Origin of the sequence: Pseudomonas sp. FYR_2 (genome assembly GCF_043106425.1) — a bacterium.
In the GTDB taxonomy this organism is placed as follows: domain Bacteria; phylum Pseudomonadota; class Gammaproteobacteria; order Pseudomonadales; family Pseudomonadaceae; genus Aquipseudomonas; species Aquipseudomonas monteilii.
Window position 1 is genome coordinate 41,639 of record NZ_JBICMM010000018.1, and the last position, 14,940, is coordinate 56,578.

A 14,940-nucleotide genomic window follows, 5' to 3' on the forward strand; every position below is an offset into this window, starting at 1 on the left:
CTCCCATGACCTACGATTCCAAGCTGCTGCGTGCCGCGCTGATTTTCATCGCCTGTACTTCCTTCATCGTCTGTGGTGTGCAGCCCATCTTCATGGGTTTGGTCACGGAGCAACTGAGCCTGTCACTCGACCAGCAAGGCTGGGTGGTGTCGGTCGAGATGATTGGCATGACTCTGGGCACCTTGCTGTGCCCGCTGCTGATGAAGCGCCATGGCGGGCGCAGTCTGTGCCTGTTCGTTGGCGCGCTGTGCGTGGCGTTGAGTATCGCCACCGCCTTTGCCATCACCAACACGATGTTGCTGGTCGTGCGCCTGGCGGCCGGCACCTGTGCGGGGCTGGTTTATGCCTACGCGGTGTGCATGCTGGGCCGCTTGCCCAACCAGGACCGATCGTTCGGGTTGATGCTGTTGTTGCAAACCCCCGAATACTCGCTGTTCTCCGCCGCATTGCCGTTGCTGGCCGCGCAGAGCGGCACCGTAACTGCATTGTGCGCATTCGGCCTGTGGTATTTGCTGATCTGCGGCGCCAGCCTGGTGTTGCCGCGCCGTCCGGCGGCGTTGCTGGCCAGTGGCGAAGGCTCACCTGCCCAGGGTGGTTCGGCACGTACCGGGCGTACGGCGCTGGTGGGCATGCTGTTCATGCAGATTGCCATTTACTGTGTGTGGGGCTTCATCGACCAGCTGGCGCGAGACCAGGGTATCAGCGGGGTCGACATCGGTTGGGCGTTCGGCCTGTCGGCCATTGGCGGATTGCCTGGGGCGGGGCTGCCAAGCCTGCTGGGGGCGCGGGTCAACCGCCAACTGATGATTGCTGTGGGGTTGGTGGCGGTGTTCGTTTCCATCGCCATGCTCACGGGCCATACCCGCACACCGATGCAGTTGTTCGTGGCGTTGTTGCTGATCAACTTTGGCTGGGTGCTGTCACTGTCGTACTACATGGCGCTGATCACCACCAACGACCCGACCGGCAAGCTTACGCCGCTGGTCAGTATTACCTTGATGGGCGCTGCGGCGGTGACGCCGGCTTTGATTGCCCTATTGGTGGAGGGGTCGAACCAGCAGTTGATCTTTTTGCTGGGGACCGGGGCGTTGGTGATTGCCTTTGCGGTGACCTGCCTGGGGGCGAGCGCTAAAGGCGTGGGCAGAAAGGCTGCCTACTGAGTGCTGGCACTTGGGGCCGACGGGGGCGAGCCCATGGATTACAGAGCCGGTGCTTGCCTTGCAGGATGTTAGAGGTCACTGCAAGGTCACGGGCTTCAAGCTATCCGGTAACTGCTGGATAGCCGCCTCTATCCTGGCGATCGGTTCAGCCAACGCGTCCGCTTCGTTGTCCTTACCCTCCCTCCTTAGGCGATCGCGCTCAAGGCGCAGGTTCAGCAAATTCTTCTGCAGCTTCAGGGCCGAGGCATTGTACGGGTCCATGCTTTTCTCACGCTGTGGGCTTCCGTGCCGTTGTAGGAAAACCGGACCGTAGCAGCTCGATTTTGCTGTAGAAACTGATGTTTCATACAGGGAAATCCCCTCAAGGCGAATACTCCTACGTTGCGAGGTAAAAGATCCTACAAGCTGCATTTCAAATCGTTTCATTCAATCTTGGCTGAACCCCGCGTGATACCTAGCCACAACGGGGCTTCGTCCCTACAGGCTCTCGGCAATTTCCTGTAAATGGCTTGCCGTGCCCTTCGCAACTTCGTGTAGCAATTGCTTGCGCGTTACAAGTGGTTCGCATCCACGACCGCCTGGCCGCGTGTCGAGTGGCGGGCAGGCATCGGGCATCTCCTTGGTATGAGCCAGTGGGGCGGGTTGATGTGTGCTAGTAAAGTTGATAGCTGTATCGCCGATATGTCCGATTGACCCGTTGGATACGTGCTTGTGTATCAGGTCTCAATGGGTACAGATAACGATACAAGCGCGGTGCAGCGGTGGTTTTTTCCGCTGCTGCACCCATCGAAGGTTTACCCGGCCAAGGAGAGGCCCATGCATTACGTTGTCATTGAACCCCATCGCAGTGAATACCCGCGGCCCATTCGCTTCGCCAAGGGCACGCTGCTGAACATCGGGCCACGCTACGAGGGTGAGCCAGGCTGGCAGGACTGGTACCTGTGCACCTGCAGTGGTCAGGAGCCTGGCTGGGTGCCGGCCCAGTTGATCGAGCGGATCAGCGTGTGCCAGGGCAGGGCACTGGACAATTACTCAGCGCATGAGCTCGATGCCGACCCCGGGCAACGGGTGCAGATGCTGCGCCCGCTCAACGGGTGGGTCTGGTGCCGTCGCCATGGCAATGGCGAGCTGGGCTGGCTGCCTGCAGAAAAGCTTCAGCAGGTTTCCATCTGATCCGCTTTTTTTCCACAAAGCTGAATCTGTAACCGTATCAGCCCAAGGCCGAGAATATGCCCATTCCCGCATCACAACTGTAGAGGTTCCAATGGGCAAGCTGGCGCTATTCCTGGGTGGTTTTCTGCTACTGACCATTCTGATTGGTCTTCTTGGTACGATTCCGCCAAGCTGAGGTTCAACGTTTACCCGCGCATGGGATAAGTCATTCTTTGCGCGGGGAAATCTGTCCACAAAAAACGTGGGTAGGTCTGTGGATAAAGTGCTGAAAGCCAAGCCCACGGCGGGCTCTGTTAAATTGAGCAGAAATTGAACAGCCGTTTCAGTGGCTGTTTCATTGGGCCATGCCGGCTCGGCGCAGGGCCGCCAGCAAGTCACGTACCCGTGTCGGCAGCTCGCCGGCAGGGTACAGCGCATGCATCTGCGGGTCCTGGCCGCTGCTGGAGGTCAGGCGGTACTGTGGGCACACCCGCACCAGGCGCCCGGTTTTGACATGCGCTTCGCCAACCCAGGCGGCCAGGCGGGCGATACCGGCACCGGCCAGGGTGCTGTGGTACACCGCATCACCCGAACCCAGGCGCAACCTGGGCCTGGGGCGCAGGCTGGTGATCTGGCCCTCGCGGCAGAAATGCCAGGCCTTAAGGATGCGTGGCGCGGTATGCAGGATCAGCGTATGCCCCTCCAGGTCTTCCGGGTGTTGCGGTGTGCCGGCCTGGCCCAGGTAGGCGGGGCTGGCATACAGGTGGCGCTGATAGGGCCAAAGCGGGTAGCCGATCAGCTCGCTTGATTGGGGGAAGGCGCCGCGTACCACGAAATCGAATTTGCCTTGCAGTGGGTCGAGGGCTTCGTCGCTGTACTGCACGTCCAGGGTCACTTGCGGGTGGCAGCGAGAAAACTCGGCAAGCACCTGCGGCAACACATGCTCCCCCAGCAACTGCGGCACGGCAAAGCGGATCCAGCCTTGGGCACTGCCGCTGAGCGCGGCCAGTTCGTCGGCTGCATCGCGTTGCACATCCAGCAAGCGTTCGGCGTGCGGCAACAGGCGCTTGCCGGCTTCGGTCAAGGTCACGGCGTTGGCGTTGCGGTTGAGCAGCTTGCTTCCGGCATTGTCTTCCAGGGTTTGCACAGCCCGGGTAACTGCGCTGGGAGAGCGCCCCAATGCGCGGGCAGCGGCGACAAAGCTGCGCTTGTGTGCCACGCTGACGAACGCCTGGATTTCCCGCAGCATGTCCAATGCCATCGTCTTCTCCTTGTTGCAGTTTTCGCAATATGGCATTTCAACACAAGCGCGGTACTTTGATTAGCCTTGCAGGCGTCTTCTCTGCCTCTGGGCCTGCATCATGATGGATATCGCTGTACTTTCCGTGTTCGCTTTTGCCGCTGGGCTGATCGATGCCGCCGTGGGGGGCGGTGGGCTGATCCAGATCCCGGCCTTGTTCAATGTGCTGCCCACCGCACAGCCAGCGGCATTGCTCGGCAGCAATAAGCTGGCGTCGGTGTGCGGCACGGCCTTCGCGGCGCGGTCGTTTATCCGCAAGGTGACGCTGGACTGGGGGCTGATCGTACCCGCTGCACTCAGCGCCTTTGTCATGTCGTTCGCCGGTGCCGCCACGGTGTCGCTGGTGCCGCCCAGCGTGATGCGCCCGGCGGTGCTGGTGCTGATCGTGCTGATGGCCATCTACACCTTCTGCAAGAAAGACTTCGGCACCCTGCACAAGCCTGCGCAAATCGGCCGCAAGGAGCAGTGCCTGGCGGTGCTGATCGGCGGTGCGATCGGTTTTTACGACGGTCTGTTTGGCCCGGGCACCGGAAGCTTCCTGATCTTCCTGTTCATCCGCTTCTTTGCCCTGGACTTCCTGCACGCCTCGGCGTCGGCCAAGGTGGTGAACATCGCCACCAACCTGGCGGCACTGGTGTTCTTCGTGCCGACGGGCAACGTGTTGTATGCCATCGCCCTGCCCATGGCGGTGTGCAACATCCTGGGCGCGCTGACCGGTACCTGGCTGGCAGTGCGCAAGGGCGCCGGCTTTGTCCGCGGGTTGTTCCTGGTGCTGTTGTGCGTGCTGATCGCCAAGCTGTCGTGGGACTTGCTGGCCGGTTGACTCAGATCACCTGGCGCTGCGCCTCGGCCTGCTCGACGCGATTGCGGCCATGGGCCTTGGCCCGGTACAGCGCCTGGTCGGCGCTTGCCAGCAGCGCGTCCAGGCTGGGGGCCGGGCGGTCGGCGTCGCAGCCGGCCAGGCCGATACTGACGGTAATCTGCAGGCGCTGGTCGGCCTGCACCACATGCAGGTCCTGTACGGCGCGGCGCAGGCGTTCGGCGGTGAACTTGGCCCGTTCTGGCGCAAGGCCCGGGAGAATGACGACGAACTCCTCGCCTCCCAGGCGCGCGAGCAGCTCATCGTTGTGCAACTGGTCTTGCAAGGTGCTGGCGAACTGGCGCAGCACCTGGTCACCAACCGCGTGGCCGTGGACATCGTTGATCGACTTGAAATGGTCGATGTCCAGCATCATCAGGGTCACCGGCAGTGCCTGGGCATGCTGTTGGCGGCTGTCCAGCAACGCGTTGGCGCGGCGGGTAAAGGCACTGCGGGTGAGCACGCCGGTAAGGTGGTCGATGGTCGCCTGGTGCGCCAGGCGGGCCATCAGGCTGCGGTTGGCCTGGCTGACGCAGGCCACCACCAGCGGGCCAAGCACCAACATGGCGATGCCCAGGCGCGCCGACATCAGCGTGGTCACCCCTGGCTCGCTTTGCGGCACGCTAAAGTGCATGAGGTTTTGCGCCACCGCCACAATCAAGGTACTGCCGGCGGTGAGTGCCAGCAGCGAAACCATAAAGGGCGAATAGGTCCAGGCACACCACAGCAAAGCGGCAATCGGGAAGGCAATGGCCCCGGGGCCGCCAAAGGCAATGCTGAACGCCAGCGAGGCCAGCAGCACCAGCAGCGGTGCCAGGCGGATGGCCTGGGCACCACCGCGCACCAAGGCCCGTACCGAGGGCGCAGTCAGCAGCACCGGCAGCACCAGCACGCTTGTCGAGAACTGTTCGCTGAACCAGGCCAGCCAAGTGGCGCGCAACGATTGTTGGAACCAGGGCGCGGCCATCGCCGCCGCCATGCTGGCCGCCACCATGGCGCCAGCGGCGCAGGCGGCAAATACGCTGAGTACGCCGTGCGGGGTTCGCATGCGTCGGTGCAGGCGCGGCAAGCGCGACAGCAATTGCCAGAGGGTCACCACCACGCCCAGGTTGCACAGGTTGAACCACAGGGCCGGGGCCCAGGCGCTGCCGCACAGCAGGTCGGCACCGACCATGGCCAGCCAGACGAGGCCAAAGCCGGTAAGTGTGGCCTGGCGAGGGTAGCGCAGCAGTACACCGGCCAATACGGCATTCACCGGCCAGAACAGCGACAGCGATTCGATCGGGCGTGCCAGGATGCCCCCCAGGGTGAGGGCAAAGGTCAGGCAGAGCAGAACGACGTAAGGCAACAAGCGCGATTGGGCAGCAAAAACCATGGGCTCGACCGGCAAGCGGAAACGAAATCCAGGACAACGCCTTGAAGCACCTGGGGCAATGACCCGCAGTGTGTTTCGTCAGGGCAGTTGATGTCAATCTGCCGCGAACGGTCGAGATAATGCCAAATTGCCTTCATTCCTCAATTGTGTCGTCACAGCCCGAAGAACCACGGCACCATCAACACGGTCACCAGCATCACCAGCAGGGTGAACGGTACGCCGATTTTGACGAAGTCTGCGAAACGGTACTGCCCTGGGCCCAGCACCAGCGTATTGACCGGCGATGACACCGGCGTCATGAACGCCGCCGATGCGGCCAACGCCACGGTCATGGCGAACGGGTAGGGTGACATCCCCAGCTGTGCTGCGGTACTGACAGCCACCGGCGCCATCAGCACCGCAGTGGCCGTATTGGAAATGAACAGGCCAATCACCGCCGTGACGGCAAACAGGCAGGCGAGAATGGCACTGGGGCCGGCCCCTCCCAGCACGCTGACCAGCCCGCTCACCGCCAGGTCGATGCCGCCGGTTTTCTGCAGCGCCTGGGCGAAGGGTAGCATGCCGACAATCAGCACCAGGCTTTGCCAATGAATGGCCCGATAAGCGCTGCTCATGTCGATGCAGCGGCCGGCGCCCATCAGCAGGCAGCCGATCAGCGCGGCCATGACATTGGGCACGGCACCACTGACCATCAGCCCGACCATCACCGCCAGGCTCAGTAGCGCTTGCGGCGCGCGGGTGCGGGCGGGGGCCACCTGGTCGATTTCGGCAGGCAGGCTCAGCACCAGGAAGTCTCTGGGTTTGCTTTGCAACTGGCGTACGGCCTTCCACGGGCCGACCACCAGCAGCGTGTCGCCAAGGCGCAGCTTTTCTTCCACCAGTTGGTCTTCGATCGCTGCCTGCTCGCGGCGCAGGCCGACCACGTTGAGGTCGAAGCGGGTACGGAAGGCCAGTTCGAGAATGCTCTTGCCAATCAGCTGCGACCCCGGTGGTAGGGAGACCTCGGCCATGCCCAGTTCCTGGGACTGGTCGATGAAATAGGCGGCCTTGAAGTGAAGCGGCTCCAGTTGCATGGTCTGGCACAGGCTGCGCAGGTCATCGCGGTTGGCGAACAGGTCGAGCAGCAGCACGTCGCCCTGGTGCAGCACGGTGCTGGAGTCGGCAGCCATCACCCGCGTGGTGAACTTGTGCTGGCGTTCGATGCCGATCACGTTGGCGCCGTGCCGGGTACGCAGTTCCAGTTCGCCGAGGGTGTGGCCGATCAGCGGCGAGTGAGGGCGGATGCGCAGGCGCCGTTCGCGGCCGTTGAGCTTGTAGTCCAGCACCAGGTCCAGCAGTGTCCGGCGGGTTTCCACGCGGCCGTCCTTGCGCACTTCGCCGTTGAGCCAGTGTCGGGTCAGCAGCATGTAGCCGATGCCCAGCACCAGCACCACCAGGCCAAACGGGGTAAAGCTGAAGAAGCTGAAACCGGCTTCGCCATTGCGCACCAGCTCGCTGTGCACCACCACGTTGGGCGGTGTGGCCACCAGACTGAGCATGCCGCTGATCAGGCCGGCGAACGCCAGCGGCATCATCAGGCGGCTGGGCGAGAGTTTCAGGCGTGCGGCAATACTGAGCACCACCGGGATGAAGATGGCCACCACGCCGGTGGAGCTCATGATCGAGCCCAGCCCGGCCACCGCCACCATCAGCAGCACCAGCAGGCGCGCCTCGCTGTTGCCGGCCCGCTCGCTCATCCATTCGCCGATGCGGTAGGCAATGCCGGTACGCACCAGGCCTTCGCCAATCACGAACAGGGCGGCGATCAGCACCACGTTGGGGTCGCTGAAGCCGGCCAGGGCCTGCTCGACGGTGAGGATGCCGAGTAGCGGCAGGGCGAGAATTACCAGCAGTGCGACCACGTCCATGCGCGGGCGGTTGATGACGAACAGGAGGATGACGATGGCCAGCAGGCCGAGGACCCAGAGCAGCTCTTGGTTCATGGGGAGGGGGTGTTCCTTCACACAGGGGCACGATAGACAGTAGCAGCCAGTGTGCCAGCTTGTGATGAAGGGGGTGTTGATGTACTGCAGGGTTTGCCAAACAACAGGGGCCGCATTGTGGCCCCTTGGGTCACCGGATCAGTGACGGTGACGGCGGTGCTTTTTGCTGCCGTTATTGTCGCCCAGGTGGTTGCCGATGGCACCACCGGCCGCGCCGCCCAGGCCGGCACCGACGGTAGAGCCGGTCTTGCCGCCCACCGCGCCGCCCAGCAGCGAGCCGCCGGCCGAGCCCAGGCCGCCGCCGATGGCGGCTTCGGTACGGTTGCCTTTGCGTGCACCTACCGCACTGCCGGCTGCGCCGCCGAGGCCGGCGCCGATGGCCGCCCCGGTCTTGCCACCGATCGATTGACCGACAACGTTACCCAGGGCACCACCCAGGCCACCGCCAATGGCGGCAGTACCGTCACCGGCGAAAGCGCCCTGGCACAGCAGCAGGCCGAGGGCAAGGGAAGGCAGAGTCAGACGCATGATACGAACCTCAAAGGAATCATCAGGTTAAGGTGCCGCGCAACGGGCGGCGGGTCAGGGGTGCAAAGACGCTTCAGCGGTAGTAGCGGTCACCGCGATACTGGCGATTGTCATCGTCATCATCGTCGCGCTCATGGCGATGGTGGTGGCGATGGTCGCGGTCACGGTTACGCCAGCCATCGTCGTCGTCATGGTAGCGATGGCTGTGGCAGCCTGCGGTCAGCAGGACAACAGCAACCAGCGAAAGGCTTGCAAGGCGGGTCATCACGATATAGGTCCTTGATCCGCAATGGTTTACAGGGCACTTGCTGAGACTGGGAATGATCCATTTGGTTTCCCTGGCAGGCAAAAATTTGTCGCGCCAGTGATGAGCGGCGTGCTTGTGGGCTGCTGTTCTGTCCCATTCGGTCATGGTCGAGCCGGCGATGCCCCTCTAGACTGTGGGTTAAGCCGCTGGCAAGACGGCAATTTGCCACACAGTGAATCATGATGATCGCCCATACCCCCACGTTGTTCGCCGCCGTTGCCTTGGTTGCAACCATTCTGGCCTTCTGCCTGTTGCTGGTCGGGCGCAGTAACCGCCGTGACAACCTGTTACTCACGGGGTGCGGGTTGCTGGTGCATGCCCTGGCCTATGTCTGCTACACCGTCTATGCCCATGCCCCGCTGTGGCTCAGCTATGGCCTGGGCAACAGCCTGTTGTCGCTGGCCCTGGCGTTCTATACGGCCAGCCTGTTCCGGGTGCGTCAGCAGATAGTGCCTTGGCGCATTATCTTCATTATCCCGGCGTGCATGCTGGTGGGGTTGATGCTGCTGCTCGATACGGTAGAGCCACGTATGCTGCTGGCAACGCTGGTGCTGATGCTGCAGTGCTCGATGATTCTGTACTGGGCGCGACGCTATGCCGAGCGGCCGGGCAAGGCCCACTTGCTGCTGCAGATCGGTGCGTTGATCAGCCTGGTCGGCCTGGGCATGCGTGTGGTGGCGGTGGCCAATGGCACGGCGGTGGAGTTGCGCTATGACACCAGCAACCTCAAGCAGAGCATTTCCGTGGCGATTGGCACCGTCACGGTGATGATGTATTCGATCGGGCTGGTGTTGATGGCCAAGGAGCGCAGCGAATCCCGCTTGCAGCACCTGGCCCTGCACGATGTGCTGACCGGCACGCTGAACCGCAGGGCGATCCTTGAGCGCTTTGCCGTGGAACTGGACCAGGCTCGCCAGCAACAGGGCAGCCTGGCTGTGGCGATGATCGACATCGACCATTTCAAGCGCATCAACGACCTGTATGGGCACCTGGCAGGTGATGAGGTGCTGTGCCACTGCGTGCGCCAGTTGCAACAGCGGCTGCGCCAAGGTGACTGCCTGGGCCGTTATGGTGGCGAGGAGTTCCTGTTGCTGCTACCGGGCGCTGACCGCAGCGGGGCGATGGCCGCGCTGCAAGGGCTGCGTGAGGCCATTGCGCGCAACCCGGCGAGTTTTGCCGGTGACCAGATCGAACTGCGCTTCAGCGTGGGCTTGTGGTGCGGCGTGCCTGGGCTCAAAGACAGCACCGCCAGCCTGTTGGCCCAGGCTGACGCAGCGCTTTACCAGGCCAAGGCCGCCGGGCGCAATACAGTGCATATGGCGGCAATGGCCGAAGCGGGTTGACTCACGACGCCGGCTGGATTGCCAGTACTACGCCGTTGGTGATCTGTACCAGTACAAAGTGCTCGCCCATGCGTACCCAGTGGCTTTCTTTTTCGGGCTTGGGCAGGCCCTTGGCTTGCCAGTCCTGAATGGCTTGATCGTCCCGTTTGTACTGGTCCGGCGCCTTGTCACCCACCTTGAGTTCGCGATTGTGTGTTTCCAGGGCGGTGACGCTTTCTTCGCTGGAAGGAGTGGCGTTTGCCGCCAGGGGTAGGCAGGGTAGGGCCGCGAGCAGCAGATAGTGCAGTTTCATGGGGTATTCCTCTTGGCTACGTGTCTTATCTGCGACAGCGGCAGGTGTGTGGCAATTCACTCGCGATGCATGCCAGTGCTAGAGTCGCCTTCTTTTTTACCCTGAGGATGGAACATGCGTGCGATTCTGCCGATGGCCGCAGCACTGATGCTGGTCGGTTGTGCTTCTGCGACCATGGAGACAGCCCGCGGCGGCAAGCCGACGGCGCAGCTCGATTCGCATAAGGCGCCAGAGCTGGTGGCCCAGTGCATCCAGTTCAGCTGGCAGGAAGAGAAGGTGTTCGGCGACGATGCCAGTGGCTACCTGGAGCCGAGCAAGCAGGGCGGGTTTACCGTGTATACCCGCGAAGCCGAAGCGTTCGTGGATGTTTACCCACAGGCGGGTGGGGCGCGGGTTGACTATTACGCGCAGAAGAATGACGGCGTGGCGCTGCAGCGCCGGGCGGCTGCGGCTACGTGCCTGTAACGCAGGCGCTCATCCTATAGGGGCGGGCTTTACACTTTTTAGCAAGGCAGTTGTGTCGCAAGACGCGTGGTAACGGCTAGCATCAGCCGTTACCACTCAAGGACGACACCATGGATCGCTCACTGCAACTCAACCGTGCCAGCTGGGACGAACGCGCTCCGCTACACGCAGCCTCCAAGGACTACGAAGTCGAGCTTCTGGTCCAGCGCCCCGGGCACCTTTCCGAAACCGTCCGCTTCGACCTGCCACTGCTTGGTGATATCAAAGGGCTGAACGCTGTGCACCTGCAGTGCCACATCGGTACCGATACGCTCTCGCTGGCGCGCCTTGGCGCCAAGGTCTGTGGCTTGGACTATTCCGCAGCTTCACTGGCCGAAGCGCGTGCTCTGGCCAAGCGGTGCGCGGTGCCCATCGAGTATGTCGAGTCTGACGTCTATGCCGCCGACAGCGTGCTGCCGGCAGGCACTTTCGACCTCGTTTATACCGGTATCGGCGCACTGTGCTGGTTGCCCCGCATCAAGCCGTGGGCGCGTACGGTGGCAGCACTGTTGAAGCCAGGCGGGCGGCTATTCCTGCGTGATGGGCACCCGATGCTGATGGCGGTCAACGAAGACCATCAGGACCGCCTGCAGCTCGAATACCCGTATTTCGAGCACGAAGCGCCGACGGTGTGGCACAACGACCAGACCTACGTCGAAACCGACCAGCGCCTTGCCCACACCGAAACCCACGAATGGAACCACGGCCTGGGCGAGGTGGTGACTGCCTTGCTGGCGCATGGGCTGCAACTGACGGCACTGGTCGAGCACCAGAGCATTCCCTGGGAGGCGCTGCCGGGGCAGATGGTCAAGGGCAGCGACGGTGAGTATCGCTTGCGCGAGCAGCCCGCACGTCTGCCCTTGAGCTACACCTTGGTGGCAATCAAGGCTTGATCAGGACAGGTAGCCGCCGTCTACATTGAGTGCCGTGCCGGTGGTGTAGCTGGACGCATCGCTGGCCAGGTACAACACTGCGCCGGCCATTTCTTTGGGGTCGGCCACGCGCTTGAGCGGGATCTGCTGCAGTGCGGCGTTCAGAATGGCGTCGTTCTTCACCAGAGCCGAGGCGAACTTGGTGTCGGTCAGGCCCGGCAACAGGGCGTTGCAGCGAATGCCAAACTGGGCGCACTCCTTGGCAAAGACCTTGGTCATGTTGATGACCGCTGCCTTGGTTACCGAATAGATCCCCTGGAAGTGGCCGGGCGATACACCGTTGATGGAGGCGACGTTGATGATGCTGCCGCCGCCGTGCTCACGCATCAGCTTGCCGGCTTCCACCGACATGAAGAAGTAGCCGCGGATGTTCACGTCCACGGTCTTCTGGAAGGCGTTCGGGTCGGTATCCAGCACGTTGCAGAACTGCGGGTTGGTGGCGGCGTTGTTGACCAGCACGTCCAGGCGCCCGAACTGTTCGCGAATGCCGGCAAACACCTGCTGGATCTGCTCCAGCTCACCGATGTGGCAGGCTACCGCCGTGGCCTTGCCGCCGGCGGCGATGATGGCATCGGCCACCTGCTGGCAACCGTCGAGCTTGCGGCTGGAAACGATCACATGAGCCCCTTGCTGCGCCAGCAAGTGGGCGATCGCCTCGCCAATGCCACGGCTGGCGCCGGAAACGAAGGCAATCTTGCCGTCGAGGTCGAACAGGTGGGTCTTGGACATGCTGTTTTCCTTGTTATCCGTCGTCGTGGTCATGGCTTACAGGCTGGACTTGGCAATGACCTGCAGGGTCATCTGCTCCAGCAAGCGGTTCATGTGGATGAACTGGGCGAAGCGCTTGTCCTGGGTCTGGCCGTGGAAATAGCGGTAATAGATTTGCTGGACGATGCCGGCCAGGCGGAACAGGCCATAGCAATAGTAGTAATCGAAGTTGTCGAGCGGGATGCCCGCACGCTCGGCGTAGTAATCGACGAACTGGCGACGGGTAAGCATGCCTGGTGCATTGCTCGGCTGGCGGCGCATCAGTTGCACGGGTGCCGGGTCTTCGGCCTCGATCCAGTAGGCCAGGCTGTTGCCCAGGTCCATCAGCGGGTCACCCAGGGTGGCCATTTCCCAGTCCAGTACCCCGATGATGCGCATGGGGTTGTCGGCGTCGAGGATCACGTTGTCGAAGCGGTAATCGTTGTGCACGATGCCGGGCTTTGGGTGGTCGGCGGGCATCTTGTCGTGCAACCAGGCAATCACCTGCTCCCAGCGCGGGGCATCCGGGGTCAGGGCTTTTTCGTAGCGGCTGGTCCAACCCTCGATCTGGCGTTGCACATAGCCTTCCGGCTTGCCCAGGTCGGCCAGGCCGCAGGCGTTGTAGTCCACCTGATGCAGCTCGACCAGGCGGTCGATGAAGCTTTTGCACAGGGCCTCGGTGCGGCTGGCGTCCAGGTTCAGTTCGGCAGGGATATCCGAGCGCAGGATGATGCCCTTGACCCGCTCCATCACGTAGAACTCGCCGCCGATCAGGCTGCTGTCGGTGCAGTGCACATAGGCCTTGGGGCAGTAGGGGAAGCCGCTGTTCAGCTGGTTGAGGATGCGGAACTCGCGGCCCATGTCGTGGGCCGACTTGGCTTTATGCCCGAACGGTGGGCGGCGCAGTACGAAGTCACTGTCCGGATAGCTGACCAGGTAGGTGAGGTTGGAGGCGCCACCCGGAAACTGGCTGATGCTGGGCAGGCCATCCAGGCCGCGGATATTGGCCTTGAGGTAAGGGTCGATGACGGCCGCGTCGAGTTCTTCGCCGGGGCGTACCTGGGTGGACTGGTCGGTGAGCGTCATGCGTTTTCCTTATTCTCGATCGCAAGGACTATTGGCTAATCTAATGGCCTGCCCGGGCTGGAACAAGCGTGCCAGGTGCCATATAGGTGCGGGTGTTGCCGGTGGATCACTGCACCGAATGCCAGGCAAAAAAAAACCGAAGCCGCGAGGGCTTCGGTTTTCGATCATCCGGTATCCCCAGCCCTCAGGACGGGAACAGCTCGCTGAGTTTCATCGACAGCATCATGTCGCCTTCAACGCGCAGCTTGCCGCCCATGAAGGCCTGCATGCCGTCGGTTTCGCCACTGACGATACCCTTCAGGGTTTCGCTGTCCATTATCAGGGTGCAGTTGGCATCCGGGTTTTCGCCTTCCTGCAGGTCGCAGGTGCCGTCTTTGACGATCAGCGCGTAGTGCTTGCCTTCGTCGGTGATGTTGAAGCCGAACACCAGGTCCAGGCCGGCGGCAGCGGATGGGTTGAACTTCTCTTGCATCTTTTTGACGGCATCAGCTACGGAGGTCATGGCGCATTCCTTATAGAGTGATTTACACGTCCCCGCAGGGACACAACAAAGCCGGGCTTATCGGTAGGTGACAAACTCCGGCGCCCTCAACAGCTGCACATGGGCTTGGCTGTTGAAGGAAGCCAGTGCCACGTCGCGGCCGCGGAACTTCAGCTGGCTGAGCGACGTGTTGATGATCTGCCAGTTCAGCGCGAACGCCTGGCTTGGGGTGATACGGGTAACCAAGTGGAGCAGGGCGGCAATGGTACCGCCCGAGGTGAAAATGGCGATATTGTCGCCGCTGCCGGCGGTATCCAGTACGCGTTGCAGCCCACCCTGTACGCGGGCAGTAAACGCTTGCCAGGTTTCCAGGCCGTCATCGGTATGCTCCCCGTCGTGCCAGCGCTGCACCATCAAGGCGAACAGGCGCTGGAACTCGCTGCGGTGCTGCGCAGCATTGCGCAGGATGTGCAGGGCGTTTGGCTCTTGCGGCAGCAGCCCGGGCAACAGGGCACGGATGACGCCGTCAGCATCGAACTCATTGAACGCCGCGTCGGTCTCAACCGCTGGCACCGCGCAGCCGCTGGCCTGCAAGGCCTCCAGGGCAAGGTGCGCGGTATCCTGCTGGCGGCGCAGGTCGCCTGCCACGCAACGGTCCAGCCGCACACCCAGCTGGGCAAGGTGCTCACCCAGGGCCTGGCTCTGGCGCACGCCCACGGGGGAGAGGACGTCATAGTCATCGGCACCGAAGGAGGCTTGGCCATGTCGGATCAGGTAGAGGTTGCCCACGAAAGGTTCCGGCCTGTTGGAGGTTGCTGCGAGGTTAGGATGCGGCACACGGGCTGTCAACGAAAAAACATACAAGCGTTTGAAAAGGTTGTTTGAAAGATGT

The 14,940-nt window shown here is 62.4% G+C and carries 17 protein-coding genes; 6 read left to right on the top strand and 11 right to left on the bottom strand.

Going from position 1 to position 14,940, the window contains the following annotated elements; translation table 11 throughout:
* Positions 1-5: 5 nt before the first annotated feature.
* Positions 6-1,160 carry an MFS transporter gene (locus tag ACF8R4_RS07525; protein ID WP_104834428.1) on the top strand — a complete coding sequence of 385 codons (1,155 nt, stop codon included), beginning with the start codon at positions 6-8 and terminating at the stop codon, positions 1,158-1,160.
* 75 nt (positions 1,161-1,235) lie between these two features.
* Here ACF8R4_RS07525 and ACF8R4_RS07530 read toward each other — a convergent pair whose 3' ends face one another.
* A complete protein-coding gene (locus ACF8R4_RS07530) occupies positions 1,236-1,421 on the bottom strand; it encodes a hypothetical protein (protein WP_060497641.1) in 186 nt (61 codons plus the stop codon).
* Positions 1,422-1,976: 555 nt separating this feature from the next.
* Between ACF8R4_RS07530 and ACF8R4_RS07535 the strand changes: the two genes are divergently transcribed.
* Entirely contained in the window at positions 1,977-2,333 is a 357-nt protein-coding gene (locus ACF8R4_RS07535) for an SH3 domain-containing protein (RefSeq protein WP_019096764.1), read from the top strand.
* A gap of 334 nt (positions 2,334-2,667) precedes the next feature.
* Here the strand turns inward: ACF8R4_RS07535 and ACF8R4_RS07540 are convergent, their stop codons facing one another.
* Positions 2,668-3,573, bottom strand: a complete 906-nt coding sequence (locus ACF8R4_RS07540) for a LysR family transcriptional regulator (protein WP_104834429.1) — start codon at positions 3,571-3,573, stop codon at positions 2,668-2,670.
* Between the two features lie 100 nt (positions 3,574-3,673).
* Between ACF8R4_RS07540 and ACF8R4_RS07545 the strand changes: the two genes are divergently transcribed.
* Entirely contained in the window at positions 3,674-4,435 is a 762-nt protein-coding gene (locus ACF8R4_RS07545) for a TSUP family transporter (RefSeq protein WP_016711449.1), read from the top strand.
* A gap of 1 nt (position 4,436) precedes the next feature.
* Here the strand turns inward: ACF8R4_RS07545 and ACF8R4_RS07550 are convergent, their stop codons facing one another.
* From ACF8R4_RS07550 to ACF8R4_RS07565, 4 genes are all read right to left on the bottom strand, one after another.
* Positions 4,437-5,861, bottom strand: coding sequence for a GGDEF domain-containing protein (locus ACF8R4_RS07550; protein WP_104834430.1), 1,425 nt, complete (start codon positions 5,859-5,861; stop codon positions 4,437-4,439).
* Between the two features lie 137 nt (positions 5,862-5,998).
* The gene (locus ACF8R4_RS07555) at positions 5,999-7,828 is read right to left on the bottom strand and encodes an SLC13 family permease (protein WP_156867706.1); all 1,830 of its coding nucleotides are present in this window, start codon (positions 7,826-7,828) and stop codon (positions 5,999-6,001) included.
* A gap of 138 nt (positions 7,829-7,966) precedes the next feature.
* A complete protein-coding gene (locus ACF8R4_RS07560; protein ID WP_025753699.1) occupies positions 7,967-8,356 on the bottom strand; it encodes a glycine zipper domain-containing protein in 390 nt (129 codons plus the stop codon).
* Between the two features lie 73 nt (positions 8,357-8,429).
* Positions 8,430-8,621, bottom strand: coding sequence for a hypothetical protein (locus ACF8R4_RS07565; RefSeq protein ID WP_104834432.1), 192 nt, complete (start codon positions 8,619-8,621; stop codon positions 8,430-8,432).
* Between the two features lie 224 nt (positions 8,622-8,845).
* Between ACF8R4_RS07565 and ACF8R4_RS07570 the strand changes: the two genes are divergently transcribed.
* Positions 8,846-10,006, top strand: a complete 1,161-nt coding sequence (locus ACF8R4_RS07570) for a GGDEF domain-containing protein (protein ID WP_104835441.1) — start codon at positions 8,846-8,848, stop codon at positions 10,004-10,006.
* A gap of 1 nt (position 10,007) precedes the next feature.
* On the opposite strand, the gene ACF8R4_RS07575 is transcribed toward ACF8R4_RS07570, so the two are convergent.
* Positions 10,008-10,298 (bottom strand): RcnB family protein, encoded by a 291-nt coding sequence (locus tag ACF8R4_RS07575; RefSeq protein WP_104834433.1) that lies wholly within the window; start codon positions 10,296-10,298, stop codon positions 10,008-10,010.
* 114 nt (positions 10,299-10,412) lie between these two features.
* On the opposite strand from ACF8R4_RS07575, the gene ACF8R4_RS07580 reads away from it, so the two are divergent.
* Entirely contained in the window at positions 10,413-10,763 is a 351-nt protein-coding gene (locus ACF8R4_RS07580) for a hypothetical protein (protein ID WP_060497634.1), read from the top strand.
* Between the two features lie 110 nt (positions 10,764-10,873).
* On the top strand, positions 10,874-11,695 hold the full coding sequence (locus ACF8R4_RS07585; RefSeq protein WP_060497633.1) for a bifunctional 2-polyprenyl-6-hydroxyphenol methylase/3-demethylubiquinol 3-O-methyltransferase UbiG: 822 nt from the start codon (positions 10,874-10,876) through the stop codon (positions 11,693-11,695).
* On the opposite strand, the gene ACF8R4_RS07590 is transcribed toward ACF8R4_RS07585, so the two are convergent.
* The 4 genes from ACF8R4_RS07590 to ACF8R4_RS07605 all read right to left on the bottom strand — a co-directional run bounded on the left by ACF8R4_RS07590 (position 11,696) and on the right by ACF8R4_RS07605 (position 14,837).
* Positions 11,696-12,463, bottom strand: a complete 768-nt coding sequence (locus tag ACF8R4_RS07590) for an SDR family oxidoreductase (protein WP_016711440.1) — start codon at positions 12,461-12,463, stop codon at positions 11,696-11,698. It abuts the gene before it with no gap.
* Positions 12,464-12,499: 36 nt separating this feature from the next.
* Positions 12,500-13,567, bottom strand: coding sequence for a phosphotransferase family protein (locus ACF8R4_RS07595; RefSeq protein ID WP_060497632.1), 1,068 nt, complete (start codon positions 13,565-13,567; stop codon positions 12,500-12,502).
* 184 nt (positions 13,568-13,751) lie between these two features.
* Positions 13,752-14,069: an SCP2 sterol-binding domain-containing protein gene (locus tag ACF8R4_RS07600; RefSeq protein WP_060497631.1), complete on the bottom strand. Its 318-nt coding sequence runs from the start codon at positions 14,067-14,069 to the stop codon at positions 13,752-13,754.
* 57 nt (positions 14,070-14,126) lie between these two features.
* A complete protein-coding gene (locus tag ACF8R4_RS07605) occupies positions 14,127-14,837 on the bottom strand; it encodes a histidine phosphatase family protein (protein ID WP_060497630.1) in 711 nt (236 codons plus the stop codon).
* Positions 14,838-14,940: the final 103 nt, after the last annotated feature.

Coding starts and splice junctions, on each gene's coding strand:
- ACF8R4_RS07540 (WP_104834429.1), bottom strand. CDS start 3,573: ATGGCATTGGACATGCTGCGGGAAATCCAGGCGTTCGTCAGCGTGGCA.
- ACF8R4_RS07560 (WP_025753699.1), bottom strand. CDS start 8,356: ATGCGTCTGACTCTGCCTTCCCTTGCCCTCGGCCTGCTGCTGTGCCAG.
- ACF8R4_RS07595 (WP_060497632.1), bottom strand. CDS start 13,567: ATGACGCTCACCGACCAGTCCACCCAGGTACGCCCCGGCGAAGAACTC.
- ACF8R4_RS07530 (WP_060497641.1), bottom strand. CDS start 1,421: ATGGACCCGTACAATGCCTCGGCCCTGAAGCTGCAGAAGAATTTGCTG.
- ACF8R4_RS07555 (WP_156867706.1), bottom strand. CDS start 7,828: ATGAACCAAGAGCTGCTCTGGGTCCTCGGCCTGCTGGCCATCGTCATC.
- ACF8R4_RS07590 (WP_016711440.1), bottom strand. CDS start 12,463: ATGTCCAAGACCCACCTGTTCGACCTCGACGGCAAGATTGCCTTCGTT.
- ACF8R4_RS07585 (WP_060497633.1), top strand. CDS start 10,874: ATGGATCGCTCACTGCAACTCAACCGTGCCAGCTGGGACGAACGCGCT.
- ACF8R4_RS07580 (WP_060497634.1), top strand. CDS start 10,413: ATGCGTGCGATTCTGCCGATGGCCGCAGCACTGATGCTGGTCGGTTGT.
- ACF8R4_RS07565 (WP_104834432.1), bottom strand. CDS start 8,621: ATGACCCGCCTTGCAAGCCTTTCGCTGGTTGCTGTTGTCCTGCTGACC.
- ACF8R4_RS07535 (WP_019096764.1), top strand. CDS start 1,977: ATGCATTACGTTGTCATTGAACCCCATCGCAGTGAATACCCGCGGCCC.
- ACF8R4_RS07545 (WP_016711449.1), top strand. CDS start 3,674: ATGATGGATATCGCTGTACTTTCCGTGTTCGCTTTTGCCGCTGGGCTG.
- ACF8R4_RS07575 (WP_104834433.1), bottom strand. CDS start 10,298: ATGAAACTGCACTATCTGCTGCTCGCGGCCCTACCCTGCCTACCCCTG.
- ACF8R4_RS07525 (WP_104834428.1), top strand. CDS start 6: ATGACCTACGATTCCAAGCTGCTGCGTGCCGCGCTGATTTTCATCGCC.
- ACF8R4_RS07570 (WP_104835441.1), top strand. CDS start 8,846: ATGATCGCCCATACCCCCACGTTGTTCGCCGCCGTTGCCTTGGTTGCA.
- ACF8R4_RS07600 (WP_060497631.1), bottom strand. CDS start 14,069: ATGACCTCCGTAGCTGATGCCGTCAAAAAGATGCAAGAGAAGTTCAAC.